29 protein-coding genes are annotated in these 26,160 nt (G+C 73.6%); 11 read left to right on the plus strand and 18 right to left on the minus strand.

Annotated features, from left to right (window positions below; genetic code table 11):
* Nucleotides 1-87 precede the first annotated feature (87 nt).
* Nucleotides 88-495, minus strand: a complete 408-nt coding sequence (locus BMY04_RS01460; protein WP_091177348.1) for a VOC family protein — start codon at nt 493-495, stop codon at nt 88-90.
* Nucleotides 496-505: 10 nt separating this feature from the next.
* On the minus strand, nt 506-958 hold the full coding sequence (locus BMY04_RS01465; protein WP_170853940.1) for a helix-turn-helix domain-containing protein: 453 nt from the start codon (nt 956-958) through the stop codon (nt 506-508).
* Nucleotides 959-1,008: 50 nt separating this feature from the next.
* Here BMY04_RS01465 and BMY04_RS01470 point away from each other — a divergent pair, with 50 nt between their 5' ends.
* Nucleotides 1,009-2,214: an MFS transporter gene (locus tag BMY04_RS01470; protein WP_091177350.1), complete on the plus strand. Its 1,206-nt coding sequence runs from the start codon at nt 1,009-1,011 to the stop codon at nt 2,212-2,214.
* A 12-nt stretch (nt 2,215-2,226) separates the two neighbouring features.
* Here the strand turns inward: BMY04_RS01470 and BMY04_RS01475 are convergent, their stop codons facing one another.
* On the minus strand, nt 2,227-2,676 hold the full coding sequence (locus BMY04_RS01475; RefSeq protein WP_091177351.1) for a MarR family winged helix-turn-helix transcriptional regulator: 450 nt from the start codon (nt 2,674-2,676) through the stop codon (nt 2,227-2,229).
* Between the two features lie 75 nt (nt 2,677-2,751).
* Between BMY04_RS01475 and BMY04_RS01480 the strand changes: the two genes are divergently transcribed.
* From BMY04_RS01480 to BMY04_RS01490, 3 genes are all read left to right on the plus strand, one after another.
* A complete protein-coding gene (locus BMY04_RS01480) occupies nt 2,752-3,546 on the plus strand; it encodes an SDR family oxidoreductase (protein ID WP_170853941.1) in 795 nt (264 codons plus the stop codon).
* 108 nt (nt 3,547-3,654) lie between these two features.
* Complete coding sequence (locus BMY04_RS01485; RefSeq protein WP_091177353.1) at nt 3,655-4,089, plus strand: phage holin family protein; 435 nt, start codon at nt 3,655-3,657, stop codon at nt 4,087-4,089.
* A 187-nt stretch (nt 4,090-4,276) separates the two neighbouring features.
* Nucleotides 4,277-5,467 (plus strand): hypothetical protein, encoded by a 1,191-nt coding sequence (locus BMY04_RS01490; protein WP_091177354.1) that lies wholly within the window; start codon nt 4,277-4,279, stop codon nt 5,465-5,467.
* Nucleotides 5,468-5,543: 76 nt separating this feature from the next.
* Here the strand turns inward: BMY04_RS01490 and BMY04_RS01495 are convergent, their stop codons facing one another.
* The 5 genes from BMY04_RS01495 to nth are packed head-to-tail and all read right to left on the minus strand — an operon-like array spanning nt 5,544 to nt 10,090.
* Nucleotides 5,544-7,310 (minus strand): alpha-glucosidase, encoded by a 1,767-nt coding sequence (locus BMY04_RS01495; RefSeq protein ID WP_232506030.1) that lies wholly within the window; start codon nt 7,308-7,310, stop codon nt 5,544-5,546.
* A gap of 54 nt (nt 7,311-7,364) precedes the next feature.
* Complete coding sequence (locus tag BMY04_RS01500) at nt 7,365-8,051, minus strand: HD domain-containing protein (RefSeq protein ID WP_091177355.1); 687 nt, start codon at nt 8,049-8,051, stop codon at nt 7,365-7,367.
* Nucleotides 8,041-8,757 (minus strand): NUDIX hydrolase, encoded by a 717-nt coding sequence (locus BMY04_RS01505; RefSeq protein ID WP_091177356.1) that lies wholly within the window; start codon nt 8,755-8,757, stop codon nt 8,041-8,043. The genes BMY04_RS01500 and BMY04_RS01505 overlap by 11 nt, the downstream gene beginning before the upstream one ends.
* Complete coding sequence (locus BMY04_RS01510; protein ID WP_091177357.1) at nt 8,754-9,392, minus strand: TlpA family protein disulfide reductase; 639 nt, start codon at nt 9,390-9,392, stop codon at nt 8,754-8,756. Before BMY04_RS01510 ends, BMY04_RS01505 begins: the two co-directional genes overlap by 4 nt.
* Nucleotides 9,389-10,090, minus strand: coding sequence for an endonuclease III (gene nth, locus BMY04_RS01515; protein ID WP_091177358.1), 702 nt, complete (start codon nt 10,088-10,090; stop codon nt 9,389-9,391). The genes BMY04_RS01510 and nth overlap by 4 nt, the downstream gene beginning before the upstream one ends.
* 165 nt (nt 10,091-10,255) lie before the next feature.
* On the opposite strand from nth, the gene BMY04_RS01520 reads away from it, so the two are divergent.
* Nucleotides 10,256-10,933, plus strand: a complete 678-nt coding sequence (locus BMY04_RS01520) for a Crp/Fnr family transcriptional regulator (protein ID WP_091177359.1) — start codon at nt 10,256-10,258, stop codon at nt 10,931-10,933.
* On the opposite strand, the gene BMY04_RS01525 is transcribed toward BMY04_RS01520, so the two are convergent.
* From BMY04_RS01525 to BMY04_RS01560, 8 genes are all read right to left on the minus strand, one after another.
* A complete protein-coding gene (locus BMY04_RS01525) occupies nt 10,930-11,928 on the minus strand; it encodes an Rv2578c family radical SAM protein (protein ID WP_091177360.1) in 999 nt (332 codons plus the stop codon). The two genes, BMY04_RS01520 and BMY04_RS01525, sit on opposite strands and share 4 nt — an antisense overlap.
* Nucleotides 11,929-12,409: 481 nt before the next feature.
* Nucleotides 12,410-13,837 (minus strand): S1C family serine protease, encoded by a 1,428-nt coding sequence (locus BMY04_RS01530; RefSeq protein ID WP_091177361.1) that lies wholly within the window; start codon nt 13,835-13,837, stop codon nt 12,410-12,412.
* Nucleotides 13,838-13,882: 45 nt separating this feature from the next.
* Complete coding sequence (locus BMY04_RS01535) at nt 13,883-14,692, minus strand: MBL fold metallo-hydrolase (protein WP_232506031.1); 810 nt, start codon at nt 14,690-14,692, stop codon at nt 13,883-13,885.
* Nucleotides 14,689-15,351 (minus strand): NUDIX hydrolase, encoded by a 663-nt coding sequence (locus BMY04_RS01540; protein WP_198409876.1) that lies wholly within the window; start codon nt 15,349-15,351, stop codon nt 14,689-14,691. Before BMY04_RS01540 ends, BMY04_RS01535 begins: the two co-directional genes overlap by 4 nt.
* Nucleotides 15,352-15,383: 32 nt before the next feature.
* On the minus strand, nt 15,384-15,896 hold the full coding sequence (locus BMY04_RS01545) for a RidA family protein (RefSeq protein WP_091177362.1): 513 nt from the start codon (nt 15,894-15,896) through the stop codon (nt 15,384-15,386).
* 3 nt (nt 15,897-15,899) lie between these two features.
* Entirely contained in the window at nt 15,900-16,061 is a 162-nt protein-coding gene (locus BMY04_RS01550; protein WP_091177363.1) for a Sp36 family protein, read from the minus strand.
* 56 nt (nt 16,062-16,117) lie between these two features.
* On the minus strand, nt 16,118-16,504 hold the full coding sequence (locus BMY04_RS01555) for a VOC family protein (protein WP_091177364.1): 387 nt from the start codon (nt 16,502-16,504) through the stop codon (nt 16,118-16,120).
* A 54-nt stretch (nt 16,505-16,558) separates the two neighbouring features.
* Nucleotides 16,559-17,500 (minus strand): SDR family NAD(P)-dependent oxidoreductase, encoded by a 942-nt coding sequence (locus BMY04_RS01560; protein ID WP_232506032.1) that lies wholly within the window; start codon nt 17,498-17,500, stop codon nt 16,559-16,561.
* Between the two features lie 85 nt (nt 17,501-17,585).
* Between BMY04_RS01560 and BMY04_RS01565 the strand changes: the two genes are divergently transcribed.
* The 4 genes from BMY04_RS01565 to BMY04_RS01580 all read left to right on the plus strand — a co-directional run bounded on the left by BMY04_RS01565 (nt 17,586) and on the right by BMY04_RS01580 (nt 21,055).
* The gene (locus tag BMY04_RS01565; protein ID WP_232506033.1) at nt 17,586-18,161 is read left to right on the plus strand and encodes a TetR/AcrR family transcriptional regulator; all 576 of its coding nucleotides are present in this window, start codon (nt 17,586-17,588) and stop codon (nt 18,159-18,161) included.
* Between the two features lie 112 nt (nt 18,162-18,273).
* Complete coding sequence (gene npdG / locus BMY04_RS01570; protein ID WP_232506034.1) at nt 18,274-18,927, plus strand: NADPH-dependent F420 reductase; 654 nt, start codon at nt 18,274-18,276, stop codon at nt 18,925-18,927.
* Nucleotides 18,924-19,886: an ArsA family ATPase gene (locus BMY04_RS01575; protein ID WP_091177368.1), complete on the plus strand. Its 963-nt coding sequence runs from the start codon at nt 18,924-18,926 to the stop codon at nt 19,884-19,886. Before npdG ends, BMY04_RS01575 begins: the two co-directional genes overlap by 4 nt.
* Complete coding sequence (locus BMY04_RS01580; RefSeq protein WP_232506035.1) at nt 19,883-21,055, plus strand: ArsA family ATPase; 1,173 nt, start codon at nt 19,883-19,885, stop codon at nt 21,053-21,055. The genes BMY04_RS01575 and BMY04_RS01580 overlap by 4 nt, the downstream gene beginning before the upstream one ends.
* A 436-nt stretch (nt 21,056-21,491) precedes the next feature.
* On the opposite strand, the gene BMY04_RS01585 is transcribed toward BMY04_RS01580, so the two are convergent.
* Nucleotides 21,492-21,779: a WhiB family transcriptional regulator gene (locus tag BMY04_RS01585; RefSeq protein ID WP_091177370.1), complete on the minus strand. Its 288-nt coding sequence runs from the start codon at nt 21,777-21,779 to the stop codon at nt 21,492-21,494.
* 298 nt (nt 21,780-22,077) lie between these two features.
* Between BMY04_RS01585 and BMY04_RS01590 the strand changes: the two genes are divergently transcribed.
* Nucleotides 22,078-24,528: a transglycosylase domain-containing protein gene (locus tag BMY04_RS01590; protein ID WP_091177371.1), complete on the plus strand. Its 2,451-nt coding sequence runs from the start codon at nt 22,078-22,080 to the stop codon at nt 24,526-24,528.
* 79 nt (nt 24,529-24,607) lie between these two features.
* On the opposite strand, the gene BMY04_RS01595 is transcribed toward BMY04_RS01590, so the two are convergent.
* Complete coding sequence (locus tag BMY04_RS01595) at nt 24,608-25,081, minus strand: GatB/YqeY domain-containing protein (RefSeq protein ID WP_091177372.1); 474 nt, start codon at nt 25,079-25,081, stop codon at nt 24,608-24,610.
* 93 nt (nt 25,082-25,174) lie between these two features.
* Between BMY04_RS01595 and BMY04_RS01600 the strand changes: the two genes are divergently transcribed.
* Nucleotides 25,175-26,131 (plus strand): metallophosphoesterase, encoded by a 957-nt coding sequence (locus tag BMY04_RS01600; protein WP_091177373.1) that lies wholly within the window; start codon nt 25,175-25,177, stop codon nt 26,129-26,131.
* The last annotated feature ends 29 nt before the right edge of the window (nt 26,132-26,160 follow it).

The following is a 26,160-nucleotide window of genomic DNA, read 5'->3' on the forward strand; positions in this document are numbered from 1 at the left end:
TGAAACTTCGATGCTTCCCGCAGCAGATCTGCTGCGGGAAGCACGAGTTCTCCGGGTGGACGAGGCGTACCGGGCGGGCGGACCCGCTCAGGCCGGCGGCTGGGCGATCCGGACGTGGTTGCCGAACGGGTCGCGGAACCCGAAGTCGGTGCCGTAGTTGCGCGGCGTCGGCTCCTCCGGCAGGTCCACGCCCTTGGCCTTGAGGTCGTCCCACGTCCGCTGGATGTCGTCGGTCTCGAAGAACAGGGTGCCGCCACCCGCGCCCTTGGTCACGAGGTCGCGCACCTGCTCCGCGGTCGCGTCGTCCATGGCGGGCGGGCCCGGGCGTTCGAGGAGGATCTCGCGCTCCTCGCCCGGGACCTTCACGGTGAGCCAGCGCATGAAGCCGAGGTCGAGGTCGTTGGAGACCTCCAGGCCGAGCGTCCCGACGTAGAAGTCGAGCGCCTGGTCCTGGTCGAGGACGTGGAGGGACGTGATGGTCAGCGAGGTGATCATGTCCTCGACGCTAGCCAGCGACGGCCGGCCGCGCTTCTCCGAAACTGCTCTCCCGCACGGCCCCCGGCGCGAACGTGCTCGGCCGCAGCCAGGCCATCGCGAAGCACGACGGCACGGGCGGCAGCGGCCCCCGCCGGCGGTACGCGGTCGGCGTCTCCCCGACGACCCGCACGAACGTCCGCGTGAACGTCCCGAGGCTCGCGAACCCGACGGCCCAGCAGACCTCGGTGACCGGGGTGGACGTCGTGCGCAGCAGGTGCATCGCCCGCTCGACCCGGCGCCGCTGCAGGTAGCGGTGCGGCGTCTCGCCGAACGTCGCCGCGAAGGTGCGGATGAAGTGGCTCGGCGAGCAGCAGGCCAGCCGGGCCAGCTCGGCGACCTCCAGGGGGCGCTCGTACGCGGCGTCCATCGCGTCGCGGGCCCGCAGCATCGCGCGGTTGCGCTCCTCGCTCGCCCGGCTCACGCGCGTCATTCTCGCTCGCCCGACGCCGCCCGGCAGGGCAGGCTGCACCGGTGAGCTCCGCACCCGGCGTCGTCCGGCACCTCGCCGTCGCCCAGGCCTTCTTCATCGCGGCCTCGAGCGTGGACCTCACGCTCACCGGGATCGTCGGGGCCTCGGTCGCCCCGCGCCCCGACCTGGCCACCCTGCCCTTCAGCCTGCTCTTCGTGGCCGGCGGGCTGACGACGTTCCTGGCGTCGCGGAGCATCGGCCGCTTCGGCCACCGGGCGACCTTCGTCGCGGCCGGCCTCGTGGCCGCCGGCGGCGGCACGATCTCGGCGCTGGCGATCGCGCGCGGCTCGTTCGTCCTGTTCTGCCTCGGTACGGCCGTCGTCGGCGCCTCCAACGCGACGGCCGGCTACTACCGCTACCTCGCCGCCGACACGAACCCGGCTACCCGCGCCCGCGCCGTCAGCACGGTCCTCGCCGGCGGCCTCGTCGCGGCGCTGGCCGGACCGTTCGTCGCCACCGCGCTGCGCGACGTCACCCGTACGCCGTACGTCGCCTCCTACCTGCTGGTCGCCGCCCTCGGGCTGGGCGCCGCCGCCTGGAACACGCGGCTCCGCGTCCCCGCCCCCAACCCCTCCGGCGGTCCGCACCCGAGCGTGGCGACCGCGCCGCCCCGGGCGTACGGCGTCCTGTGGCGCCAGCCGGTCCTGCTGCTCGGCACCGTGGCCGTCGTCACCGCCGCCCTCACGATGCTCGCGCTGATGACGGCCGGGCCGATCCTGGGCCTGAACGCCGGACGCACGCCCGGCCAGGCGGCCCTGGCGATCCAGCTGCACCTGGTCGGGATGTTCGCGCCGGGCTTCGTCGTGCCGCGGGTCGTCGGGCGCCTCGGCGAGCGCCGGGTCGCCGCCCTGGGGTGCGCGGTGATCGTCGTCGCCGGCCTGGCGGCCGCGGGCGGGGCCGCTCTCCCGCTCTACCTGACGGCGATGTTCGCCGTCGGGGTCGGCTGGAACCTCGCCTACTCCGGCGGCAGCGCCATGATCGCCTCGGCCTACCGCCCCTCCGAGCGCGGCCGGGTGCAGCCCGTCGCCGAGGTCCTCGGCATCGCCGCGCAGGTCGGCGGGTCGTTCGCGGCGGCGGGGTTCACGACCGAGACGAGCTGGCGGGCCCTCGGCTGGGCCACGGTCGCGGTGGCCGTCGTCGTGGGGACCCTGCTCGTGGCGCACCGCGCGCGGGTCGAACCTCCGCCGGCGGTCGACGCCCCGGCGTGACGGGGAAGCCGCTCAGGCCGGCTGCGCCGGGTGGGCCGCCAGGACCTTGTCCAGCAGCAGCCGGAGCTGCTCGCGCTCGTCCACGTCGAGCGCGGCGAGCAGCTCGTCCTGCACGCGTCGGGCGCTCCGCTCGAGGCCGGCGAGGCGGGCCGTCCCCGCGGGGGTCGCCGTCAGCACCTGACGCCGTCCGTCGTCGGGGTCCTGCGTGCGCGCGATCAGCCCCTCCTGCTCCAGCCGGGTGGCGATCCGGTTGACGTTCGCGCGGTCGAGCCCCAGGCTCCGGCCGATCTCCGCCTGGCTCAGCGGCCCGAGCTCGTCCAGGGCGGCCAGCACGGCGAAGTCCGACCTCGCCTCCAGCGCCATGTGCGCGGCCGTCAGCCGGGCGCCCAGTGTCGCCACCCGTCCCGCCTGCCAGCTCGCGAGCGCGCGGAGCCGGGCCGGAGCGGCCTGTGGCTGACTCATGCTCCTCCAAACTGTTGTCGACACCAACGAGTTCCCTGTATGTTGTCGGCAACAACGAAACGACAGGAGACCGCCATGCCCATCCTCACAGCCCCCACCACCACGACCTCGACCGCACCCACGGGTTCGACCGCCCGGACCCGGGTCCTGGCGGGCCGCCGCGTGCTGGTCCCCGGCGGCACCGGGGCGGTCGGCGAGGGCGTCGTCCGCGCGTACCTCGACGCCGGCGCGGACGTCGTCGTCCCCTCGCGCAGCGCCGTACGCGCCGCCGAGCTGCACGCGCTCCTCGGTCCCGAGGACGCCGCCCGCCTGCACGTCTTCGAGCACGACTACACCACGTTCGCGGGCGCGGGGTCGCTGGTCGCGACGATGCTCGACCGGCTCGGCGGCGTCGACGACGTCGTCGCCCCCATCGGCGGGTGGTGGGCGGGCCGGAGGCTCACCGAGGTGGAGGACACCGACTGGCAGAGCGCCTTCGTCGGTCTCGCGACGACGCACCTGGCGGTCGCCCGGGCGGCGCTGCCGCACCTTCCGAGGCAGGGCGCGTACGCGGTGGTCGTCGGGCAGTCGGCGCACCACCCGGTGCCCGGGAGCGGGCTGGTGAGCATGGAGCAGGCCGCCGTGCTGATGATGCAGCGAGTGCTGGCCGCGGAGGCCGGGGACGAGGCCCGCGTCTTCGCGCTGGTCCTGGGTCCCGTCCGCACCCGGGCCGTCGCCGGCGAGCCGGCCTGGGTCAGCGCCGCGCAGGTCGGCTCCGTCGCGGTCGCGCTCTCCGCCGACCCGAGCCTCACCAGCGCGGAGCTCGGCCTGGGCGACGGCGACGCGGCCCGCGCGGTGCTCGAGGAGCTGGCGGACCGGACGGGCCGGTAGCGCCTCCGCGCTCCGGGGTCGCGAGCGGGCCCGTACGCGCGTCGGCGGGCTGATCCGTGCGGGGCCCGGCCCAACCACTAGGCTCCGGAGCGACGAAGGGGAGGCAGCATGGCGGAACAGGGAGTGGGCGAGATCGTCCGCGCCATCAGTGACGACGTCAAGGAGCTGGTGCGCGACGAGGTCCAGCTGGCGAAGGCGGAGCTCGTCCCGGCCGCCAAGGCGGGTGGCATCGGCGCGGGCCTCCTGGCCGGCGCGGCCTTCTTCGGCGTCTCCGCCGTGTTCATCCTGTACTTCTGCGTCGTGTACGTCCTCGTGCGCCTCGGCCTGCCCGAGTGGGCCTCGTTCCTCATCGTCGGCGCGGCCCTGCTGCTGCTCGCCGCGCTCCTGGGCGCCGTCGGCTACTCGATGATCAAGAAGGTCAAGGCGCCGCAGCGCACGATCAAGCAGGCGAAGGAGACCGTCGACGCGGTCAAGGCCTCCGCCCAGCAGACGCTGGCCGCCATCAAGGGCAGCAAGGACGACACGAAGGCCATCTCCCGCTAGCGCGCCGCCGTCCGGACCAGCCGGTTCCACCCCGACGGAGGCTGGCGGCCGGGTCGCCGCGTGACGGATGATGCTGCCGGGCCCGTGCCGCACGGGCCCGGGACGGGTGGGCACGACGTGGTCCCGCCGTCCACCTTCCGACGGCCGCACCCGTGGCCGGGCCCTAGACCCCCCGCTGGAGCCCCTCGTGAGCAGCCTCGCGACCACGCGTCCGCCGAGCACGCCCGTCACCCAGGGGCGCGTGCCCCGCGCGCTGCTGGTGGGCGTGCTCGCCGTCACGCTCGTGACGAACGTCGCCGCCCTGGTCGCCGACGTCGTCCGCGGGACCTACCTCAACGTCTACAGCGCGACGCAGTACTACCTGACCTGGCAGGACGGCTTCTTCCGCCGCGCCTTCCCGGGCACGGTCCTGCACCTGCTGACCGGCCGTGATCCCTCGATCGCCGGCCTGACCGTGGTCATCACCGTCGTCACCGTGCTCGGGCTGGTCGCCACGGCGGTCCTCGTCGCGCTGGCCGCCCGGCTCGACGCCTTCCGCGGCGTGGAGGCGCTCGCTCTCACGGTCCTGGTGACGTCGCCGCTCACCTTCTCCATGGTCCTGCACAACCGCAGCCGGCTCGACTCCGTCGTCGTCCTGCTCTTCCTCCTGCTCGCCCTGCTGCCGTCGCGGGTGCTCGGCGCGCGGTGGCTCTCCTCGGTGCTCGCCGCCGGCCTGGCGGCCGCCGCGGTCGGCAGCCTCGAGCTCTCGGTCGGCTTCGTCGGCGCGATCCTGCTCGCGCGGGCGCTGCGGGAACCGGCCGGCCCCGCCCGGGTCGTGCGGCTGGTCGCCGAGGTCGCGCCCGGCGCCGCCATCGCGCTCGCGAGCCTGCTCCTGCGGCCCAGCGCCGCGTCGGTCGACCGCGTCGCGGGGCGGTTCGCCTCGGTGGGCATCGCGGCGCCGCACGAGAACTCGGTCTCGGTGCTGACCAACGACCTGCCGCAGGCGCTCGCCCTCAACCGCGACCACCTGCTGGCGACCCGGGTGCTCTGGTTCCTGGTCTTCCTGGCCTGCTTCGTGGTGACGGTCCACCTGCTGCGCCGCCTCGCGGACCGCACGGCCGGGGCAGGCCCACGGCGCGCCGAGACGGTCTTCGCCGCCCTCGTGCTCGTCACCGCCGGCGCGGTGTCGGTCGTCGGCTTCGACTACGGCCGCTGGTTCTCCCTGGCCCTGCTGGCGCTGCTGGCCAGCAGCGTGGTGCTGCGCGGCCGGCCGACGACCCCGCTGCGGGTGCCGACGCAGGACCGCCCGCTGCCCCGCACCACGAACCGGCTCCTGGTGGCCGTGCTCCTCGTGTCGCTGCTCGGCCAGCACTTCCCCGTCTACCCGGCCTGGGGCTGACCCCCGCCGGGTCGCACCGACGCGGGCCGCGTACGACCCGGTGACCGCGCCGTACGAGCCGTGGGCCGTCGCCCGCTCAGGCGAGCAGGAACATCCGTGACTCCCACGCCTCGAGCTCGGGCGTACGCCGGTCGCCGTGCGTCGCGAGCAGCAGCCGGGCGCCGTCGAGGGCGGGCAGCGCCCCCTCCGGCACCGTCGCCGGGCGCGACGAGCAGTTCGCGACGAGCAGCAGGGTCTGGTCGCCGAGCGTGCGGCGCACGACCCACAGCTGCGGGTCGTCGCCGAGGAGGAGCTCGAAGCGGCCCTCGGCGAGCACGGGCAGCTCGTGACGCAGCGCGATCAGGCGCCGGTGGTGGTGGAACACCGAGGCCGGGTCGAGTCGCTCGGCCTTCGCGTTGACGACCACGTAGTTCGGGTTGACCGAGAGCCACGGCACGCCCTGCGTGAAGCCGGCCTGGTGGGTGTCGTCCCACTGCATCGGGGTGCGCGCGTTGTCGCGGCTGCGGACGGCGAGGCCGGCCATGATCTCGTCCGCCGCGACGCCGAGGGACGTGGCCTGGGCGTGGTAGTTCAGCGACTCCACGTCGGCGAACGAGGAGATGTCGACGAACTGGGTGTTCGTCATGCCCAGCTCGTCGCCCTGGTAGACGTACGGCGTCCCGCGGTGGGCGTGCAGCACGCTGGCCAGCGTCTTGGCCGAGGCCACCCGGAACTCCGGCGAGTCGTCGCCGAACCGCGACACCGCGCGCGGCTGGTCGTGGTTGTCCCAGTAGAGCGAGTTCCAGCCGACCTCGGCCAGGCCGACCTGCCACGACTCGAGGTTGCGCTTGAGCGCGACCAGGTCGAGCGGCGCGACGTCGAACTTGCCGCCGCCCGGCCCGACGTCGATGTTCACGTGCTCGAAGGTGAAGACCATGTTCAGCATGCCGTTCGCCGGGTCGGTGATGGCGCGGGCGTCCTCGATGGTCGAGCCCGGCATCTCCCCCACGGTCAGCAGGCGGTGCCGGTCGAGCCCGACCGCCTCGTTCATCTCGCGCAGGAACTCCTGCAGCCGGGGACCGTGCGCGACCTCCATGCCGGCGTCGGCGTACGCGTGCCCGGGCCGGACCTCGAGGTCGCGCAGCTCGACGGGCTTGGAGATGAGGTTGATGACGTCCATGCGGAAGCCGTCGACCCCGCGGTCGACCCACCAGCGCATCATCGCGTAGACGGCCTGGCGGACGTCCGGGTTCTCCCAGTTCAGGTCCGGCTGCTTGCGGGTGAACAGGTGCAGGTAGTACTCGCCGCTGGTCTCGTCGTACTCCCAGGCGGACGGGGAGAAGAAGCTCGACCAGTTCGTCGGCTCGGCCCCCGGGGTGCCGGGCTCGTGGCCCTCGCGGGCGGGGCGCCACCAGTACCAGTCGCGCTTGGCCGAGCCGGGCCGGCGCGACTCGACGAACCACGGGTGCTCGTCGCTCGTGTGGTTGACCACGAGGTCCATGACGATCTTGATGCCGCGGCGGTGGGCCTGCGCCAGCAGCTCGTCCATGTCGTCGAGCGAGCCGAAGAGCGGGTCGATGGCCTGGTAGTCGGAGATGTCGTAGCCGTTGTCGTCCATCGGCGAGGCGTAGACCGGGGACAGCCAGACGACGTCGACACCGAGCTCGGAGAGGTGGTCGAGGTGGTCGATGATGCCGCGCAGGTCGCCGGTGCCGTCGCCGTTGCTGTCGGCGAAGCTGCGGGGGTAGACCTGGTAGACCACCGCGTCGCGCCACCAGCCCTCGGGCCGTCCGGCCGGGTCGCCCGACGCCTCCGGCGCCGGCTGGAGGGTCGTGTCCTGGGTCTCGTCGATCGGCGCCGTCACGGCGTCCACCCTGCCACGGGCCGCCTGCGCCCGCTCCTGGCCTCTCGGAGCGACTCAGGCGTCGAGCGCAGCCTCGGGCGGCTCCACCCCGAGCCGCTCGGCGATCTCGAGGACCTCGCCGCGCAGGTTCGCCCGCGCGGCGCCCGCGAGCTGCTTGCCCTTGCCGGTCCGGAACAGGTCGCGCTCCAGCAGGGGTGCGAGGACGTCGAGGCGCGCGGCCAGGAACGTCGCGTCCGGCACGGCCGCGTACTCCTCGCGCACGTCGTGGACGTACGCCGCGTACGCCTCGGGCGAGCCGCCGAGCACGGCCAGGTCGGCGTCGCACAGCAGGTCGCCCTCGGGGTCGCGCGTCCCCGGCAGATGGTCGGCGGTGAGGCGCACCAGGCGGGCGACCTGGGTGAGGTCCTCCTGCTCCAGGCCGGCGCGGCTGAGCTCGCGCAGCGCCAGGCGGGCCGACGCGTCCTCGTTGGTCAGCTCGCGCGGTGGGATGTCGTACACGGCGTCGTGGAACCAGGCGCCCAGCCGGACGAGGAACAGGTCCTGGTCCCCGGCGAACGCGTCGACGTCCCGCAGCACGGCCAGCAGGTGCCGGACGTCGTGGTAGCGCCGGTGCGGCTCGCGGTAGCGCGCGACGAGGGCCTCGCCCAGCTCCGGCTGGTGCGGCAGGACGGCGTGCCAGCGCTCGGCCAGCTCGGCGCGGTCGGCCTCGTCGAGCGGTCGTGGGGTGCGGTCAGTGGGCATCGGGTCCTCCGTCGTCTCGCGTGCGGGTGCTCGCGCGGCGGTCGCGAAGGTAGCGCTCCGGGATGCCGACCTCGCGGGCGGCGTCCCAGGGGCGCGACCAGCCCGCGAGGTCGAGCACCGCGTCGAGCAGGTGGGCCGTGAGGCCCCAGACCAGGTGGTCGGCCACGGTGAAGGCCGGGCCGCGGTAGCCGAGCGGGTGCCTCGCCGTGGCCCGGTTCGCCGGGTCGACGAGGTCGGCGACCGGGACGCTCAGCACGGCGGCGACCTCCCCCGGGTCGCCGGGGGCGACGGCGTGCGGGTCGCGCCACCAGCCGACCACGGTCGTCACGTCGAAGCCGCTGACGCGGACGTGCGCGGGCGGCAGGCAGCCCAGCACCTCGACGCCGTCGCGCACGACGCCGCACTCCTCGTACGCCTCGCGCAGCGCGGTGTCGGCGAGGTCGACGTCGCCCGCGTCGACCCCACCACCGGGGAAGGCGATCTGCCCGGGGTGGGAGCGGAGCGTGTGCGCCCGCTCGACGAGCAGCACCTCGGGCCCGGAGCGACCGCCGGGCGGGTCGCCGAAGAGGGCGAGGACGGCCGACTGCCGGGCCCCGCGGGCCGGGCGCAGCGCGTCGACCCAGGGCCGGTCGTCGTCGTGCAGCGCGGTGCGCAACCGCCCGACCCAGTCCGGCTCGCTCGCGCCGGCGGGCCGTACGGCGCTCACGGCGTCACCCCGAGGTACTGGCGGCTGGCGTCGTCGAGCTCCTGCCGGGAGAGGAACGGGCCCGCGTGGCGGCCGGCGACGGTTCCGTCGGCGCGGACGAAGAAGGTCTGCGGCAGGCCCAGGACCTGCAGCCGGCCGCGGACGACGAGGTCGGCGTCGTAGAGCTGCGGGTAGGTCCAGCCGGCCGAGCCCGCGAAGTCGACCGCGGCCTCGGGCACGTCGGGGTAGTCGATGCCGAGCACCTTGACCGTGCTCGAGCGGCCGGCCTCGGCGAGGAACGGCGCCTCCGCACGGCACGGCCCGCACCACGAGCCCCACACGTTGACCAGCATCGGCCCCCTCAGGTCGGACAAGCGCACCGGGCGTCCACCGCCGAGGCACTCGAGCGTGACGTCGGGCAGGCCGCCCCGTACCGGGGCGCCCGAGGTGTCCGGGCAGTCGGGGATGCCGGCAGCCTTCTTCGCGGCCGCCAGGTCGACGTTGGGCGCGGCGTCGCCGGTCGGGACCTGCTCCGTCCCGCCGTCGACCGTCGCCGCGGCGGACGGGTCGCGCACCACGCTCGGCGTCTCGGTGCACCCCGTCAGGGCGAGCGCGACGAGCAGCCCCACGGCGAGCAGCCGCCGGGGCGCCGTCATCCGCGAGGCTCGCGGACGAGCTTCGCCGCCTTCTTGGGGTCGGTCTCGCCCTCGCCGTACGAGGGGCAGAGCTGCGCGACCGGGCAGGCCCCGCAGGCCGGGTTGCGGGCGTGGCAGCGCCGGCGGCCGTGCCAGATCACGTGGTGGCACAGCATGATCCAGTCCTTCTTCGGGAACAGCGTGCCGACCTCGGCCTCGACCTTGTCGGGATCGGTGTCGGTCGTCCACCCGAACCGTCGCGCCAGGCGCCCGAAGTGCGTGTCGACCGTGATACCGGGGACGCCGAAGGCGTTGCCGAGCACGACGTTCGCGGTCTTGCGGCCCACCCCGGGCAGCGTCACGAGCTCGCGCAGCGTGGCGGGGACCTCGCCGTCGAAGCGCTCGACGAGCTGCGCGCCGAGCTTGAGCAGCGTGTCCGTCTTGGCGCGGAAGAACCCGGTCGGCGTGATCAGCACCTCGAGCTCGGCGCGGTCGGCGCCCGCGTACGCCGCTGCGTCGGGGTAGCGCGCGAACAGCACCGGCGTGATCGTGTTGACGCGCTTGTCCGTGCTCTGCGCCGACAGGATCGTGGCGACCAGCAGCTCGAGCGGCGTGGTGAAGTCGAGCTCGACGTGCGCGTCGGGATAGGTGTGGCCGAGGGTCCTGTCGATGGCTCGCGCTCGGCGCACCAGCGCGGTCCGGCTGTCGCTCGGGCTCACCGCGCCACCCTACGTCCGGGGCCGTTTCGGCGACCTCTCACGCCAGATGCGGTTTCCACGGCTAACGTGAGGACGCCGCCCGACCGGGGCGGTCCCGTCCTCCCCACTGCTGCGCGACGACGGTAGGTTGTTGTTCACTGTGACGAGGGATACAGGAGGGCGCCGGTGGACCCCGAGGTGTTGACCAAGGCTCCTCTCTTCGCGGAGCTCGACGAGGCCAGCGCCGAGGCCCTCGAGAAGGCCATGGGCTCGATGCGGCTCGCCAAGGGCCAGATCCTCTTCCGCGAGGGTGAGACCGAGGACCGGCTCTACGTCGTCGTCGCCGGCAAGATCAAGCTGGGACGCAGCGGTTCGGCCGGGCGGGAGAACCTCCTGGCCGTGCTCGGTCCGGGGCAGATGTTCGGCGAGCTGTCGGTCTTCGACCCCGGCCCGCGCTCCAGCACGGCGACGGCGGTGACGGCCGCCGAGGTCCGCGTGCTCGAGCACGACGAGCTGATGGACTGGCTCGCCGGCCACCCCGAGGTGGCGCGCAGCCTGCTCGGCCAGCTCGCCGCGCGGCTGCGCCGGGCGAACGACGTGGTCGCGGACCTCGTGTTCTCCGACGTCCCCGGCCGTGTCGCCAAGCAGCTGCTGGAGCTGGCGCGCCGCTTCGGCGACCGCAAGGACGACGGCGTGCACGTCCACCACGACCTCACGCAGGAGGAGCTGGCCCAGCTGGTCGGGGCCTCCCGCGAGACGGTGAACAAGGCGCTCGCCGACTTCGCCGCCCGCGGCTGGATCCGCCTCGAGCCGCGCTCGGTCACCCTGCTCGACGTCGAGCGCGTGGAGCGCCGGGCCCGCTAGGCCCGCACGGTCCGCTGCGACGGCCGGCGCCAGCCGGTCGCGCGGTCCAGGCCGTGGCGCCGCAGCACCGGGCGGACGCGCTCCGCGAGGTCGGAGGCGTACGAGCGCAGCACGTACGAGCCGCCGCGGTAGAGCTCGGTGTACGCGTCGACGAGGTCGGGGTGGTGCTGGCCGAGCCAGCGCAGGAACCACTCGCGGGCGCCCGGACGCAGGTGCAGCGCCATCACCGAGGCCGAGGTCGCCCCGGCGTCGGCCACCGCGCCGATCACCCGCTCGAGGTCCTCGTCGGTGTCCGTCAGGTGCGGCAGCACCGGGGCGACCAGCACCTGGCAGGACAGCCCCGCCGCCCGGATCGCCCGGACGAGGTCGAGGCGCGCCCGCGGCGACGGCGTCCCGGGCTCCAGCGTCGCGTGGACGTCCTCGTCGACGAGCGCGAGGGAGACGCCGAGGGTGACCGGCACCCGCTCCCCCGCCCGGGCGAGCAGCGGCAGGTCGCGCCGCAGGGTCGTGCCCTTGGTGAGGATCGAGAACGGGGTGCCCGAGGCCGCCAGGGCCTCGACGATCCCCGGCATCAACCGGTAGCGACCCTCGGCGCGCTGGTAGGGGTCGGTGTTCGTGCCGAGCGCGACCGGTTCGTGGCCCCACGACGGCCGGCCGAGCTCGCGGGCCAGCACCTCGGCGACATTGACCTTGACGACGATCTCGGAGTCGAAGTCGCGCCCGGTGTCGAGGTCGAGGTAGGAGTGCGTCTTGCGCGCGAAGCAGTAGACGCACGCGTGGGTGCAGCCCCGGTACGGGTTGATCGTCCAGTCGAACGGGCTGTCGGAGCTGGCGGGCACGTGGTTGAGCGCCGAGCGCGCCATCACCTCGTGGAACGTCACCCCCGCGAACTCGGGCGTGCGGACCGTGCGCACGAGGCCAGGCATCTGCTCCAGCCCGGGGAGCGCGTCCGCGTCGTCGACCAACCCGCCCACCGACTGCCCCGCCCACCGCATGGACCTATCAGAACACCTGATCGATTCCCGGACAAGCCCGAACGGCCCCCTGAGCCTGTCGAAGGGGCGGAACGAACGCTCCCTGAGCCTGTCGAAGGGCGGAACGAACGCTCCCTGAGCCTGTCGACGGGGCGGAACGATCGCTCCCTGAGCCTGTCGAAGGGCGGAACGATCGCCCCCTGAACCTGTCGAAGGGCCCCGGACAAACGCTCCCTGAGCCCGTCGAAGGGCGGAACGACGCTCCCTGAGCTTGTCGAAGGGCCCCGAAGGGGTTGGCGTTCGTGACTCCACGCCGAGCGGTGCCGACCTCTTCGAGGCCCCCTTCGACAGGCTCAGGACACCGCATCGACGAGCTCAGAGGGCGTTCCCGCGTGCCTCCCTCGCGGGGACCGCCAGGCCGCGAACGCCCACCGGCCGCCGCTCTCGAGGGGGAGGAGCGGCGGCCGGTGCGTCAGGAGACCCCTGCGGCGGGGGCCAGACCTCAGGCGCGCCCGAGCGTCACGTCGGCGGTCTGCGGGGCGCCGCCGTCGCGGGTGTAGGTGACGGTGATCTTGGTGCCCGGCGCGTAGTAGCGGGTGGCCGCGATGAGGCCGTCGGGCGTCGTGGTCGGGAAGTCGTCGACCTTGGTGACGACGTCGCCCACCCGCAGGCCGGCCGCGGCGGCGGCGCCGGAGGCGTTCACGGTCTGCAGGGGCACCCCGGTCGCGGTGGAGAGGCCGTTGTCGGCACCCCCGACGCTGACGCCGAGCGCGGCGTTGACCGACTTGCCGTCGGCGATGAGCTCGCTCGCCACCCGTACGGCGACGTCGGACGGGATGGCGAAGCCGATGCCGATGTTGCCGGACTGGCCGCCGCCCTGCGAGCTCCCGGTGCTGGCGATCGAGGAGTTGATCCCGACCACCGACCCGTTCAGGTCGACCAGCGGGCCGCCGGAGTTGCCCGGGTTGATCGCCGCGTCGGTCTGCACGGCGAGGTAGACCGCGTCGTTGTCGTCGCCCGAGCGCACCGGGCGGGCCGTGTTGGAGACGATGCCGCTGGTCACCGACTCGGAGAGCCCCAGCGGGGCGCCGAACGCGACGACGGCCTGCCCGACCTTGATGGAGCCCGACTTGGCGAACGTCGCCGGCTTGAGGTCGGCGACCCCGTCGACCTTGATCACCGCGAGGTCGTTGCTGGCGGAGGTCCCGATCACCCGGGCCGGCGCCGTACGGCCGTCGGGCAGGGTCACCGTGACGCTCGAACGGCTCGAGCCGGAGGCGGCGGAGACCACGTGGTCGTTGGTGAGGATGTGGCCGTCGGTGTCGAGCACCACGCCGCTGCCGATGTCGCCGCTGTTGCCCGCCTGCACCGTGATGGTCACGACCGAGGGGTCGATCTTGGCGGCGGCGGCGCTCACGGTGCCGTCGAGGACGGGCGTGTTCGCGGCGGGGACCGTCGTGACGCTGATCGGCGAGGTGGCCGAGCCCGTGCCGCCGACGTAGGCGTACGAGCCGATGCCCGCGCCGGCTCCGATCACGGCGGACAGGGCCGCGGCGGCGAGGACGCCCCCGCGCCGCTTGCGGGGCCGGCCCAGGACCGCGGTCCCGGTCGGTGCCGGCTGCGCCGGGGTGGCGCCGTACGCCTGGCCGTACTGACCGCTCCCGTAGCTGCCGGTGCCGTAGCCCCCGTACCCGGCGCCGCCGTAGCCCTGGCCCTGACCCTGCTGCGCGCCGGCGTACGCCGAGGACCCCCACGCCGCACCGCTCGGCGGCGGGTAGCCCGAGGGGTCCGTCGCGCCCTGGTCCGACGGCTGCCCCGGCGCCGAGAAGCGGGGGTACGCGCGGTCGTCGGCCGACGGTCCCTGCCCGTAGCCGCCGTAGCCGCTCGAGGGGCCGGGGGTGTCGCTGCCGCGCTGCTCGTCCGAGGTCATGCCCCTACGGTGCGCGACGAGTCTGTGGGGTTCCTGTGCCCGACCTCAGTGCTCGCGATGAACGTCGAGGTGGTCGAGCTGGGCCTGGACGGACTGCAGCGCCGCCCGCTCCAGCGGCGTGCCGACCGCGTCGGGGTACACGGCGGCCAGGACCTCCGCAGAGGTCACCGCGCCGCACGCGAGGGCGGCGCGCACCTGGTCGAGCCGCTCGCGCCGGTGGGCGCGGTAGCCCTCGAGCACGGCGACCGGATCGTCCACCACCGGGCCGTGGCCGGGCAGGAGGTGGGCCACCCCGCGCTCGGCGACGACGGCGACCAGCCGGTCGAGCGAGGCGAGGTAGGCGCCCAGGTCACCGTCCGGCTGGGCGATCACCGTGCTGCCGAAGCCGAGGACCGTGTCGCCGGTGAGCAGGTCCGTCCCGGCCTCGTGCGCGGCGACGAGGCTGACCGAGTCGCTCGTGTGGCCCGGCGTGGCGACGACCTCGACGCGCACCCCGTCGACCTCGACCACGGACCCGTCGTCCAGGCCGCCCGCGCCCGGCCCCTCCCCGACGCGCCAGCGCGGGTCCACCGCTCGTACGCCGCACCCGGCCAGGGCCGCGAAGCGCGCCGCACCCTCCACGTGGTCGAGGTGGCGGTGGGTGACGAGCACGACCGCCACCGACGCGCCGGCCGCGTCGAGCACCCGCCGCAGGTGCTCCTCGTCGTCGGGGCCGGGGTCGACGACCAGGGTCGGCGCGCCGGGCCGGCCGAGCACCCACGTGTTCGTGCCCGACAGCGTCATGGGACCCGGGTTCGGGGCCAGGACCGAGGCGACCGCGGGGGTGAGGCGCCGGACGCGGTCGACGCCGCTCACGCGACGACCTCGTAGACGAACCGCCAGCCGTCGCCCGTGCGCTCCGCACGCGGCAGCACGGTCTCGACCCGGCGGTCCCGGCCTGCCGCCAGCAACGTCGCGACGTCCGGGGCGGCGGCGACCTCGAGCAGGATCGACCAGGTGGGCGGCATCAGGGCCAGCCGCCCGGCCTCCCGTCCGGCGAGCGCGTCCGCGGCGAGGACCCAGGCCGCGTGCTCCGTCTCGCCCGACACGTCGTGGGCCTCCTGGCCCTGCGGCAGGCGGGCGAGGTAGAAGGTCGTGTCGTAGCGGCGCGGCTCCCGGGCCGGGGTGATCCAGCGCGCCCAGCGCACGAGCGCACCGCCCGGCAGGACGACCGTCGTCTCCTCGGCGGTCTCGCGGCGGGCGCAGGCACGCACGGCGTCGGCGCCCGACCCGTCCACCGCGTCGACCCCGCCGCCCGGGAAGACCGCGACCGAGGGCGCGAAGGGCATCCGGGCGTGCCGGTGCAGCAGGTAGACCTCGACGCCGGAGGTCGGCGCGTCCCGCAGGAGCACGACGCTGGCCGAGGGTCGCGGCTCGACCGGGCGGACGCCGGCGCCCTCGAGCACGGCGCGCTGCGCCGCCGGCGGGACGGGCGGCGCGAAGCCCGCGAGCACGTCCGTCGACCGCGTCGCCACGCCCTGCCCCGGCACCCGGCCCCGCCCGCCCGTCAGACCGGGACGACGGTCGGGCTGCTGCGGACCTCGGCGACGACCTCCACCTCGACGGGCGAGTCGAGCGGCAGCACCGACACCCCGACCGCGCTGCGGGCGTGGTGGCTGCCGAAGACCTCACCGAACAGCTCGCTGGCGCCGTTGGCGACGCCGGGCTGCCCGGTGAAGTCCGGCGCGCTCGCCACGAACACGACGACCTTGACGACCCGGACGACCTGGTCGAGGCCGCCCGCCTGGTCGGCCACGGCCGCGAGGGCGTTCAGGCCGGCCGTCCGGGCGTAGCCGTAGGCCGCCTCGGCGTCCACGGCCGAGCGCAGCCCGTCGCCGACCTGCCCCGTGGCCGGCAGCCTGCCGTCCACGAACGGCAGCTGCCCGCTGGTCCAGACGGTGTCGCCGAGGCGCACCGCCGGGACGTACGCCGCCACCGGCGGGGCGACGGGCGGCAGCTCCAGCCCGAGCGCCGCCAGCCGCGCCGACGGCGTCTGCTCCTGCCGGCTGTCCTGGGTCACGGCTCAGGCCGCCGGCAGCGGGCGCTTGAGGTAGGCCACGAGGTTCTCCGGGTTGAGCCCCGGCACGACCTGCACCAGCTCCCAGCCGTCGGCGCCCCAGTTGTCCAGGATCTGCTTGGTGGCGTGCACCAGCAGCGGCACGGTCACGTACTCCCACTTGGTCATGCGCGGAGCCTATCGACCGGACCGTGACGAGGCACCGGGCGCGGGCGGTCGCCGCGTCAGGTCAGGCAGAGGCAGAACGGGTGCCCCGCCGGGTCGAGGTAGACCCAGAAGTCCTCCTCCGGCCCGGGCCCGTGCACCCGGCGCGCGCCGACCGACTCGGCGAAGGCCCCGGCGCTCGCGAGGTCGTCCACCGCCAGGTCGAGGTGCGCCTGCTGCGGGACGTCGGGCTCGGGCCACGTGGGCGCCACGAAGTCGGGCGCGAGCTGGAAGGCCAGGCGCGCTCCCCCGCCCGGTCCCGTGCCGTCGTCGCCCCGGATGGTCACCCAGTCGTCGTCGGTCCGCTCGACGTGCCACCCGAGGAGGTCGCAGTAGAAGCGCGCGAGGCCCGCCGGGTCGGGGGTGTCGAGGGCCACGGTGTCGAAGCGCACCAGGTCGTCCGTCATGGGGCCACCCTCGCGCAGACCACGGACAAGACGGAAGGTCGGAGGACCCGAGCCTCAGTCCCTCGTGCGCCGGGCCTGCGCGAGCAGCCGGCAGGACAGGTCCCACGTCAGTGCTGCGTGCTCCGGGTCCTTCGCGTACGCGGCCACCCCGCGGCGGACGCCGGGGCGGTAGGGCGGGGCGACCTGGCAGTCCTCGAAATACTCCCCCGTCACCCCCTCGACCAGCGGCGACGCCGCCAGCAGGACCGAGGTGGCCGCCCCCTGCGCGACGTCCTTCACGCTGACGCCCGTCGCCCCCGCCGGGTCGAACGAGGCCGGCGGCGCGGTCCGGTGGCGACCCAGGCCGGTGGCGGCGATGCGACCGGGGTTGAGCGCGTTGACGTCGATGCCGTCGCCCGCCCAGCGGCGGGCCGCCTCCACCGCGAACAGCACGTTCGCGGTCTTGGACTGGCTGTAGGCCGCCCACGGGTCGTACGGGCGCCGCTCGAACATGAGGTCGTCGAGGTCGACGTCACCGTTCACGTGCCCGACGCTGCTCACCGCGACGACCCGCGACCGGCCGGCGGCGACGAGCGCCGGGTGCAGACCGGTCGCGAGGGCGAGGTGCCCGAGATGGTTCGTGGCCAGCTGCAGCTCCCAGCCCTCGGCGGTGCGCAGCAGCGGCGTGGCCATGATCCCGGCGTTGTTCACCAGGACGTGCAGGGGACCGGACCAGCGGGCCACGAAGGCGTCGACGCTGCCGAGGTCGGCGAGGTCGAGGACCTCGGCGCGCACCGAGCCCCCGGTCGCCGCGGACAGCGCTCCTGCCACGTCGTCGCCGGACGCCCGGTCGCGCACCGCGAGCACGACGTCGGCACCGGCGGCGGCCAGCACTCGCGCGGTCTCCCGCCCGATGCCCCCACCGCCGCCCGTCACGACCGCTCGCCGCCCGTCGAGGCGGACCCCGTGCAGGACCTCCGCGGCGGTGCTCTGCGCATCGAAGGGGATCTGGGTCATCATGCTCTCCTGGGCTGAGAATCGGAGCCGACTCCGGTTGTCGTGGAAGACTAAGCGGACTCGGCTCCGCATGCAAGGAGGTCTCGTGCAGGACGCAGGACGAGAGGCTGCGCTGCGCGCCGACGCACGCCTGAACCACGACCGGCTGCTCGAGGCGGCCGCGCAGGCGTTCGCCACCGAGGGCGCCGACACCTCCCTGAAGGCGATCGCCCGTGCCGCGGGCGTCGGCATCGGCACGCTCTACCGCCGCTTCCCGACCCGCCCGGACCTCGTCGAGGCGGTCTACCGCGCGGAGAACGCCGCGCTCGCGGCCCGCGCCGACGAGCTCGTCGCGGCGCTTCCCCCGGTGGAGGCGCTCCGCGCGTGGGCCGGGGGCTTCGTCGACTACATGCTCGTCAAGGACGGGATGGCCGACGCGCTGCCGACGATCCTCTCCACGCAGGAGGACCTGCGCGCGCACAGCCGCGCCGCGCTCACCGGAGCCGTCGCGACCATTCTGGACGCGGGCGTGGCCGACGGGACGCTGCGGGCCGTCTCCGCCTGGGACGTCCTGATGCTCCTGGGCGGGATCACGCTGATCACGCGCAACGAGTCCGACCGGGGGCTGGCGACGCGGCTGGTGGATGCGGCGCTGCTCGGGCTCGAGCGGCACGAGGGGTAGGAGACCGGTCACGCCTTGACCATCGGCCGACGGACCACCAACCCCTGCGAGACCCGCTGGCTACCATCGGAACCATGACGTCCCCCGCCTGCCCGCACGCCCTCCCGCGCTCGTGAAGGTCGGGATCCTGGGCGGGACCGGACCCCAGGGGCGCGGTCTCGGACGCCGCTTCGCCATGGCCGGCCACGAGGTGCTGCTCGGCAGCCGCGACGCCTCCCGGGCCGAGGAGACGGCGGCCGCCCTCGCCGAGGCCGGGAACGTCGCCGGCGTGGCCAACGCCGACGCCACCGACGCCGACCTGGTCGTCGTGGCGGTCCCGTACCAGGGCCACGCCGACCTGCTGACCTCGCTGGCCGACCGCCTCGCGGGCAAGGTCGTCGTCGACTGCGTGAATCCCCTCGGGTTCGACAAGCAGGGTCCGTTCCCGATCGAGGTCGCCGACGGCTCGGCCGCGCAGGAGGCGCAGCGGATCCTCGAGCGCTCGACGGTGGTCGCCGCGTTCCACCACGTCAGCGCGGTGCTGCTGGACGACCCGTCGGTCACCCACATCCCCGGCGACGTGCTCGTCCTCGGCGAGGACCGCGAGGTGGTCGGGCAGGTGATCGAGCTGGCCGCCGCCATCCCGGGCGCCCGCGGCGTGTACGCCGGGCGGCTGCGGCTGGCGCGCACCGTCGAGAGCTTCACCGCCAACCTCATCGCCGTGAACCGTCGCTACAAGACCCACGCCGGCATCGCGGTGACCGGCCTGGACGAGGGGGACGCGTGAGCGAGCCCCGCCACACGCTGCACGTCGTCAGCGGCAAGGGCGGCACCGGCAAGACGACGATCGCCGCCGGGCTGGCCTGCGCGCTCGCGACCCGTGGCCGCCGGGTGCTGCTCTGCGAGGTCGAGGGCCGCCAGGGCCTGGCCGAGCTGTTCGGCGTGCACCCGCTGGAGGGCGACGAGGAGCGCCGCCTGACCCGGACGCCGACCGGCGGCAGCGTCTACGGGCTGTCCATCGACGCCGAGGACGCGCTGCGCGAGTACCTCGACACCTTCTACCACCTGGGCCTCGCCGGGCGGGCCCTCGACCGCTTCGGCGTGATCGACTTCGTCACCTCCATCGCGCCCGGGCTGCGCGACGTCCTCCTCACCGGCAAGGTCTACGAGGCCGTCCGGCGCGGGCAGAAGGGGCTGCCGACCGCGTACGACGCCGTCGTCCTCGACGCGCCGCCCACCGGCCGCATCGGGCAGTTCCTCAACATCCACGACGCGGTCAGCGGCATCGCCAAGGTCGGCCCGATCCGCTCGCAGGCCGACTCGGTCGCCGCGCTCCTCCGCGCCCGCACGACGATCGTCCACCTCGTCACGCTGCTCGAGGACATGCCCGTCACGGAGACCGAGGAGGCCGTGGCCGCGCTCGCCCCGAGCGGCACGCGGGTCGGCACGATCATCGAGAACATGGTCAGCCCCTCCCCCTTCGAGCCGGCCGTCCTCGCCGACGTCGCCGCCGGTGCCGTGAACCTCTCGGTGCCGGGCTGGGACGAGCAGCGCAACAAGACGCTGGCCGGCGAGTTCGCGGTCGAGGCGGCCCGCACCCTCGAGCAGCAGGTGCGCCACGACCGCCTGCTCCGCCTCGGCCTACCGCTCGTCCAGGTCGACTTCGACCCCCTCGGCGTCGACGCCGAGTCGCTGTTCGCGATCGCCGAGCAGCTCACCGACCAGCTCGCCCTGGAGGCCGCGTGAGAGCGCAGACCCCGCACGGGCACGTGCACGCCGCCCCGTTCCTGGACGTCGACACCCTGATCGGCGACCGCGACATCGAGATCGTCATCTGCTGCGGGTCCGGCGGCGTGGGCAAGACGACCACGTCGGCCGCGCTGGCGGTGCGGGCCGCGGAGGCCGGTCGCCGGGTGGTCGTGCTGACCATCGACCCCGCCCGCCGGCTCGCGCAGTCGCTCGGCCTCGGCGAGCTCGACAACACCCCGCGCCCGGTCGTCGGCATCGACACGACCCACGGCGGCAGCCTCGACGCGATGATGCTCGACATGAAGCGGACCTTCGACGAGGTCGTGCTCACGCACTCGACACCGGAGAAGGCCGAGCAGATCCTCGCGAACCCCTTCTACGAGGCCCTGTCGTCCTCCTTCTCCGGGACGCAGGAGTACATGGCCATGGAGCGCCTCGGGCAGCTCCACGCGCAGGCCGAGGCGGACGCGAGGGCCGGCCGGCGCGGCTGGGACCTCATCGTCGTCGACACGCCGCCGGCCCGCTCCGCGCTGGACTTCCTCGACGCGCCGGAGCACCTGAGCTCGCTGCTCGACGGCCGCTTCATCCGGCTGCTGCTCGCCCCCACCCGCGGGCCGCTGCGCCTGATGGGCGTGGGCTTCACGCTCGTCTCCAGCGCCATGAACAAGGTGCTCGGCAGCCAGATCATCGCCGACGTGCAGACCTTCGTCCGCGCGTGCGAGGCGATCTTCGGCGGGTTCCGGCAGCGGGCCGAGGAGACGTTCGCGCGGCTCAGCTCGAGCCACACCGTGTTCCTGGTCGTCGCCACGGCCCAGCGCGACGCGCTGCGCGAGGCCTCGTACTTCGTCGACCGCCTCACCGAGGAGGGCATGCCGCTCGGCGGGCTCGTGGTCAACCGGGTCCACGACAGCACGCTCGACGTGTCCGCCCAGCGCGCGGCCGCACTGGCCGAGGACCTCGAGGGCACCCAGCAGCTCGAGGCGGAGGCGCTGCGTCGCCACGCCGACCTCATGCGCGTGGCCGAGGCCGAGTCGGCCCTGCTCGACCGCTTCGCCACCGCGCGGCCCGAGGTCGCGCAGACGAAGGTCCCGGCCCTGCCCAGCGACGTCACCGCCCTCGACGACCTCCGCCAGGTCGGCGTGCTCCTCGCCGAGAAGGACGACTGACCCGCTGGCGTGCCCGGGAGCGTTCGCTCGATCTTGTGGTCCTCGCGCGTGTTCAAACACGCGCAGACGCGACAAGACTGAGCGAACGCAAGACGGCACCCGGCAGCGGGGGCCGCGCGTAGGCACCCGGCAGCGGGGGCCGAGCGCGGCGAACCTCACCGCGCGCCAGCCCGCGACCCGACCGCGCGACCGACCCCGCGGGCAGCGTCAGCGCGACCACGCGACAGGAGCCACGACGGACCCGACGCCGAACCGCACCTGAAGGACGGCTCGTGGAGCACGCCGCGGAGCGTGGATGGGCCTGGCGGGAGCCCGGGCGCTGCGCAGGTCCGCCAGAGAGCCGTACGGAACGGCGCCCGGGCGGATGGTTGCGAAGCGGCGTGCTCCACGAGCCGTCCGGCGCCGACCTCAGCCGGCGCCGGTCAAGCCGAGAGGCTCAGGCCGCGCGCTCGACCGAACGCTGACCGCCCATGAGGAGGTCGGCCCAGGAGGAGACGTCGGGGCGCTGGCGCAGCAGCTGACGGCGCTCGCGCTCGGTCATGCCGCCCCACACACCCCACTCGATGCGGTTGTCGAGGGCCTCGGACAGGCAGTTCATGCGCACGGGGCACCCCATGCACAGCTGCCGGACGCGCTTCTGCTCGGATGCCTCTGGGAAAAGGGCGTCTTCCATGCCCCGGCACTTGGCCTGAATCGTCCAGTCGGCGTGCGTGATCGCAGTCATAGCTGCTTCTCCCCTTGTGGTTGTGGCTGCCGACCCGGGCTATCCCCGGCCCATGTGGGTCGACTGCTGAATCGTACGGGCGCCAGATTCGTTACGCCACCAAATCTGGCTCTGTGCTGAGAAACTGATGAGATCGTGATCTTTTCTTGACTTCGAGGCGAGACTGCCCTGCGGATTGGTCGGGCTGCGCACGATTTCCCGCGAGACCTAAGGCCGCGCCCTGCGCCGGTGTGCAACGATCCGGGCGTCAGCCGCGCGGGATTGCTCCGCGTCGGCCGCCCTCGCGTACCCTCGTGCAGTGCCAAGTCCGAAACGCGTGGGGAGCGTGGCGTACTCGCTCACGATGTTCGCCATCGTCAGCGTGCTCGCCGGTGTCCTCGTCGCCGGCCTCTTCGTCCCCTACGCGGGCCTGGCCGGGATGGGGAGCAAGGCCGCGGCCGACGAGCTGAACAGCCTGCCCACCGAGCTCGCCACCCCGACGCCGCCGACGCGGTCCACGGTCTACATGGCCAACGGCAAGGTGCTCGCCTACTTCTACGACGAGAACCGCATCCCGGTCGCGCTGAACAAGATCGCCCCGGTGATGCGCCAGGCGCAGCTGGCGATCGAGGACCACCGCTACTACGAGCACGGCGCGCTCGACATCAAGGGCACGCTGCGCGCGCTCGTGCGCAACTCGACCAGCGACGTCGGCACCCAGGGCGGGTCGTCGATCACGCAGCAGTACGTGAAGATGGTCCAGATCGAGGCCTGCCAGACCAAGGGCTCCACGGACGCCAAGATCAAGAAGTGCGTCGACGACGCCCGGGCGCCCACGATGGAGCGCAAGGTCCGCGAGCTGCGCTACGCGATCGCGCTGGAGAAGCGCCTCACCAAGGACCAGATCCTCTCCAACTACCTCAACATCGCCTACTACGGCGACGGCGCGTACGGCGTCGAGGCGGCGGCGAAGCACTACTACAACACCTCGGCCTCCAAGCTGAACCTCGGCCAGGCGGCCATGCTCGCTGGCCTGGTCCAGAACCCCGACGCGAACAACCCGATGAACAACCGGGCCGCGGCGCTCGACCGGCGCGACGTCGTGCTCAACCGGATGGGCGAGCTGGGCCTCGCGACGCCGGCGGAGATCAAGAAGGCCAAGACGCAGGGCTTCGACACCAAGGCGGTCAAGTCGATCGTCCAGGGCTGCGTCGGGACGCGCTACCCGTTCCTGTGCGACTACGTCCGCCGCACCCTGGAGCAGGCCCCGAGCCTGGGCGACAACGTGCGCGAGCGGAACAACCTGCTCGACCGCGGCGGGCTGAAGATCTACACCGCCATCGACCCCAAGTCGCAGGACCTGGCGCAGAAGAAGGTCAGCGCGGTGGTGGGGGCCACGGACCCGATCATCTCGACGATGAACATGATCCAGCCGGGCACCGGCCTGATCGTGGCCTCGGCGCAGAGCCGTCCGGTGATGGGCTCGAACAAGAAGAAGGGCCAGACCTACTTCAACATGTCGGCCCCGAGCGAGATGGGCGGGATCCAGGGCTACCAGGCGGGGTCGACCTTCAAGCCGTTCACGATGGCCGCGGCCTTCGAGAAGGGCATCCCGATCACGAAGAAGTACAACGCCAAGTCGCCCTACGACTTCACCGGCAAGACCTTCAGCACCTGTGACGGCACCGGCAAGATCGTGAAGAAGTACGCACCGAAGAACTCGGTGCCGGGCCACAGCAAGAAGATCAGGATGACCGAGGCGGCCGAGTACTCGGTCAACACCTACTTCATCCAGCTCGAGCTCGACGCGGGCATGTGCGGGGTCACGAAGATGGCCCAGAAGCTCGGCGTCAAGGTCGGCCACCCCCTCGGTGCCAAGCCCGTCGACATCGTCAAGCAGTACCAGGACATCCCGTCGTTCACCCTCGGCGTCGCCGAGGTCGCGCCGCTGTCCATGGCCGAGGCGTACGCGACCTTCGCCTCGGGCGGGATCCACTGCAGCCCGATCATCGTGTCGAAGATCGTCAACCCCAAGGGCAAGCAGCTCGAGGTCCCGAGCGCGAACTGCCGGCGGGTGATCGACGAGGACGTGGCGAACGGCGTCAACAAGGTCCTCAAGTCCGTGATCGACAAGGGCACGGGCAAGCCCGCCCGCGTCCCCGGCAGCTTCGACCAGGCCGGCAAGACCGGAACCATCAACAGCAACAACGCGGTCTGGTTCGCCGGGTACACCCCCGAGATCGCGGGAGTCTCGATGATCTCCATCGACAACACCCGCAAGCCCTGGATCAAGGGCAAGAGCGGTTTCCGCTCGAAGGGCGTCGAGTACTACACGGTGCCCTCGACGAAGACCTACCTCCAGGGCTCGGGTGGCGGCGACGCCGGGGCCAAGATCTGGAAGCCCGTGATGACGAGCTACCTGAAGGGCGTGGACCACCCCGACTTCAAGGAGCCGCCGAGCAAGATCAAGGTCGGCAAGAAGGTCACGGTGCCCTACGTCGGCAACCTGAGCATCGCGTCGGCGACGAAGAAGCTGAAGAAGGAGGGCTTCGACGTCTCGACGCAGTACGTCTACAGCAGCCGTCCGAAGTACACGTTCCTCGGCTGGTCGCCGGGCGCCGGCTCCCGCATCGCGCAGTTCAGCACGGTCTACAAGCTCGTGAGCAAGGGCAAGGACCCCGCGATCGAGAAGGCCAAGAAGGCCGCGAAGAAGAAGGCTGACAAGAAGAAGGACGACAAGAAGAAGGACGACAAGAAGGACGGCGGCTGACCACCGCCCCGCAGACGACCGAGGCCGGCTCCCCGACGGGGAGCCGGCCTCGTGCGTCCCGGGCGTCGACCAGCGGCGCTCAGCCCGCGAGCTGGCGCCGGACCTCGGCCGCGACCGCGCCGCCGTCGGCGCGACCCTTGGTCTGCGGGGTGACGACGCCCATGACCTTGCCCATGCCCTTGAGGCCGAGCTCGGCGGCGCCGGTCTGCTCGACGGCGGTACGCACGACCTCGCTGATCTCCTCGGCAGTCATGGCCTGCGGGAGGTAGTCGGCCAGCACGGCGGCCTCGGCCTGCTCCTTGTCGGCCAGCTCGGGGCGGTCGGCGTCGGCGAAGGCCTGCTGCGCCTCGCGCCGCTTGCGCGCCTCGCGCACCACCACGTCGAGCACCTGCTCGTCGGTCAGGGTGCGGGCCTCCTTGCCCGCGACCTCGGCCTCGGTGATGGCGGCGAGGACCATCCGGATGGTCCCGGAGCGGACCTTGTCGCGGCTGCGCATGGCGGCGGTGAGGTCGGTGCGGAGGCGGTCCTTGAGCGGGGTCGTCGTGTCGGGCATGGCGTCCAGTCTGGCAGCACCACGAACGCTCCCCCACGGGTTTGCGGGCGTCCGACCGGGAGGCGGGCGGGCGCGCGCCGGTAGCCTGAGCCCGTGCCGACCGCCTCCTCCCTCGCCCGACACGCCCTCCAGGGCCTGGGGGTCGCCGGCGCCGTCGGGGTCGGGACGCTCGCGTACGCCGGGCTCTACGAGGTCGAGGCGTACACGCTGCGCCGCTTCACGGTGCCCGTGCTGCCGCCCGGAGCGCGCGACGTCCGCGTGCTGCACGTGTCCGACATCCACATGACGCCCGGCCGCACCCGCCGGCAGCGCTGGATCAGCGAGCTGTCCGGCCTCGAGCCCGACCTCGTGGTCGACACCGGCGACAACCTGTCGCACCCCGACGCGGTGCCCTTCGTGCTGCAGAGCCTCGGGCGTCTGCTCGACGTGCCCGGCGTGTACGTCTGGGGCTCCAACGACTACTCGGCGCCGACCTTCAAGAACCCGCTGCGCTACCTCACCGAGCGCGGGCGCCCGCCGAAGGACCCGCTGCCGGAGCGCGAGCTGCCCTGGGTCGACCTCGGCGAGTCGTTCGCCCGCCGGGGCTGGGTCGACCTCACGCACACCTCCACGACGCTGGAGGTCCAGGGCGTGCGGATCGGCTTCCGCGGCACCGACGACGCCCACCTGGGTCGCGACCACTACGCCGAGGTCGCCGGGCCCGTGGACCGTTCCGCCGTCGACGTGGCGATCGGGGTGACCCACGCGCCGTACCGGCGGGTGATCGACGCGATGACGGCCGACGGCCTCGACCTCGTCCTGGCCGGGCACACGCACGGTGGGCAGGTCGCGATCCCGGGCTACGGCGCGCTCGTGACCAACTGCGACCTGGACACCGCGCGGGTCAAGGGCCTGTCGCGGAACAGCGCGGGCGGGCACACCGCCTGGATGCACGTCTCCGCCGGCCTGGGGACGTCCCCGTACGCGGCGGTGCGCTTCGCGTGCCGCCCGGAGGCGACGCTGCTCACGCTCACGTCCAGGAGCGCGAGCGGGTCGGGACAGCCCCGGTGATGGGCTAGACTCTGCGAGGCCCGCAGGGG

This window comes from Microlunatus flavus, assembly GCF_900110855.1.
Lineage (GTDB): Bacteria > Actinomycetota > Actinomycetes > Propionibacteriales > Propionibacteriaceae > Microlunatus > Microlunatus flavus.

Bases quoted from the DNA above. Each gene is read 5' to 3' on its own strand.
- BMY04_RS01475 (WP_091177351.1), bottom strand. From the start codon at position 2,676: ATGAGTCAGCCACAGGCCGCTCCGGCCCGGCTCCGCGCGCTCGCGAGC.
- BMY04_RS01525 (WP_091177360.1), bottom strand. From the start codon at position 11,928: ATGCGGTGGGCGGGGCAGTCGGTGGGCGGGTTGGTCGACGACGCGGAC.
- BMY04_RS01595 (WP_091177372.1), bottom strand. From the start codon at position 25,081: ATGCCCGACACGACGACCCCGCTCAAGGACCGCCTCCGCACCGACCTC.
- BMY04_RS01485 (WP_091177353.1), top strand. From the start codon at position 3,655: ATGGCGGAACAGGGAGTGGGCGAGATCGTCCGCGCCATCAGTGACGAC.
- BMY04_RS01585 (WP_091177370.1), bottom strand. From the start codon at position 21,779: ATGACTGCGATCACGCACGCCGACTGGACGATTCAGGCCAAGTGCCGG.
- BMY04_RS01530 (WP_091177361.1), bottom strand. From the start codon at position 13,837: ATGACCTCGGACGAGCAGCGCGGCAGCGACACCCCCGGCCCCTCGAGC.
- BMY04_RS01460 (WP_091177348.1), bottom strand. From the start codon at position 495: ATGATCACCTCGCTGACCATCACGTCCCTCCACGTCCTCGACCAGGAC.
- BMY04_RS01560 (WP_232506032.1), bottom strand. From the start codon at position 17,500: ATGACCCAGATCCCCTTCGATGCGCAGAGCACCGCCGCGGAGGTCCTG.
- BMY04_RS01500 (WP_091177355.1), bottom strand. From the start codon at position 8,051: ATGCCCACTGACCGCACCCCACGACCGCTCGACGAGGCCGACCGCGCC.
- BMY04_RS01555 (WP_091177364.1), bottom strand. From the start codon at position 16,504: ATGACGGACGACCTGGTGCGCTTCGACACCGTGGCCCTCGACACCCCC.
- BMY04_RS01510 (WP_091177357.1), bottom strand. From the start codon at position 9,392: ATGACGGCGCCCCGGCGGCTGCTCGCCGTGGGGCTGCTCGTCGCGCTC.
- BMY04_RS01480 (WP_170853941.1), top strand. From the start codon at position 2,752: ATGCCCATCCTCACAGCCCCCACCACCACGACCTCGACCGCACCCACG.
- BMY04_RS01550 (WP_091177363.1), bottom strand. From the start codon at position 16,061: ATGACCAAGTGGGAGTACGTGACCGTGCCGCTGCTGGTGCACGCCACC.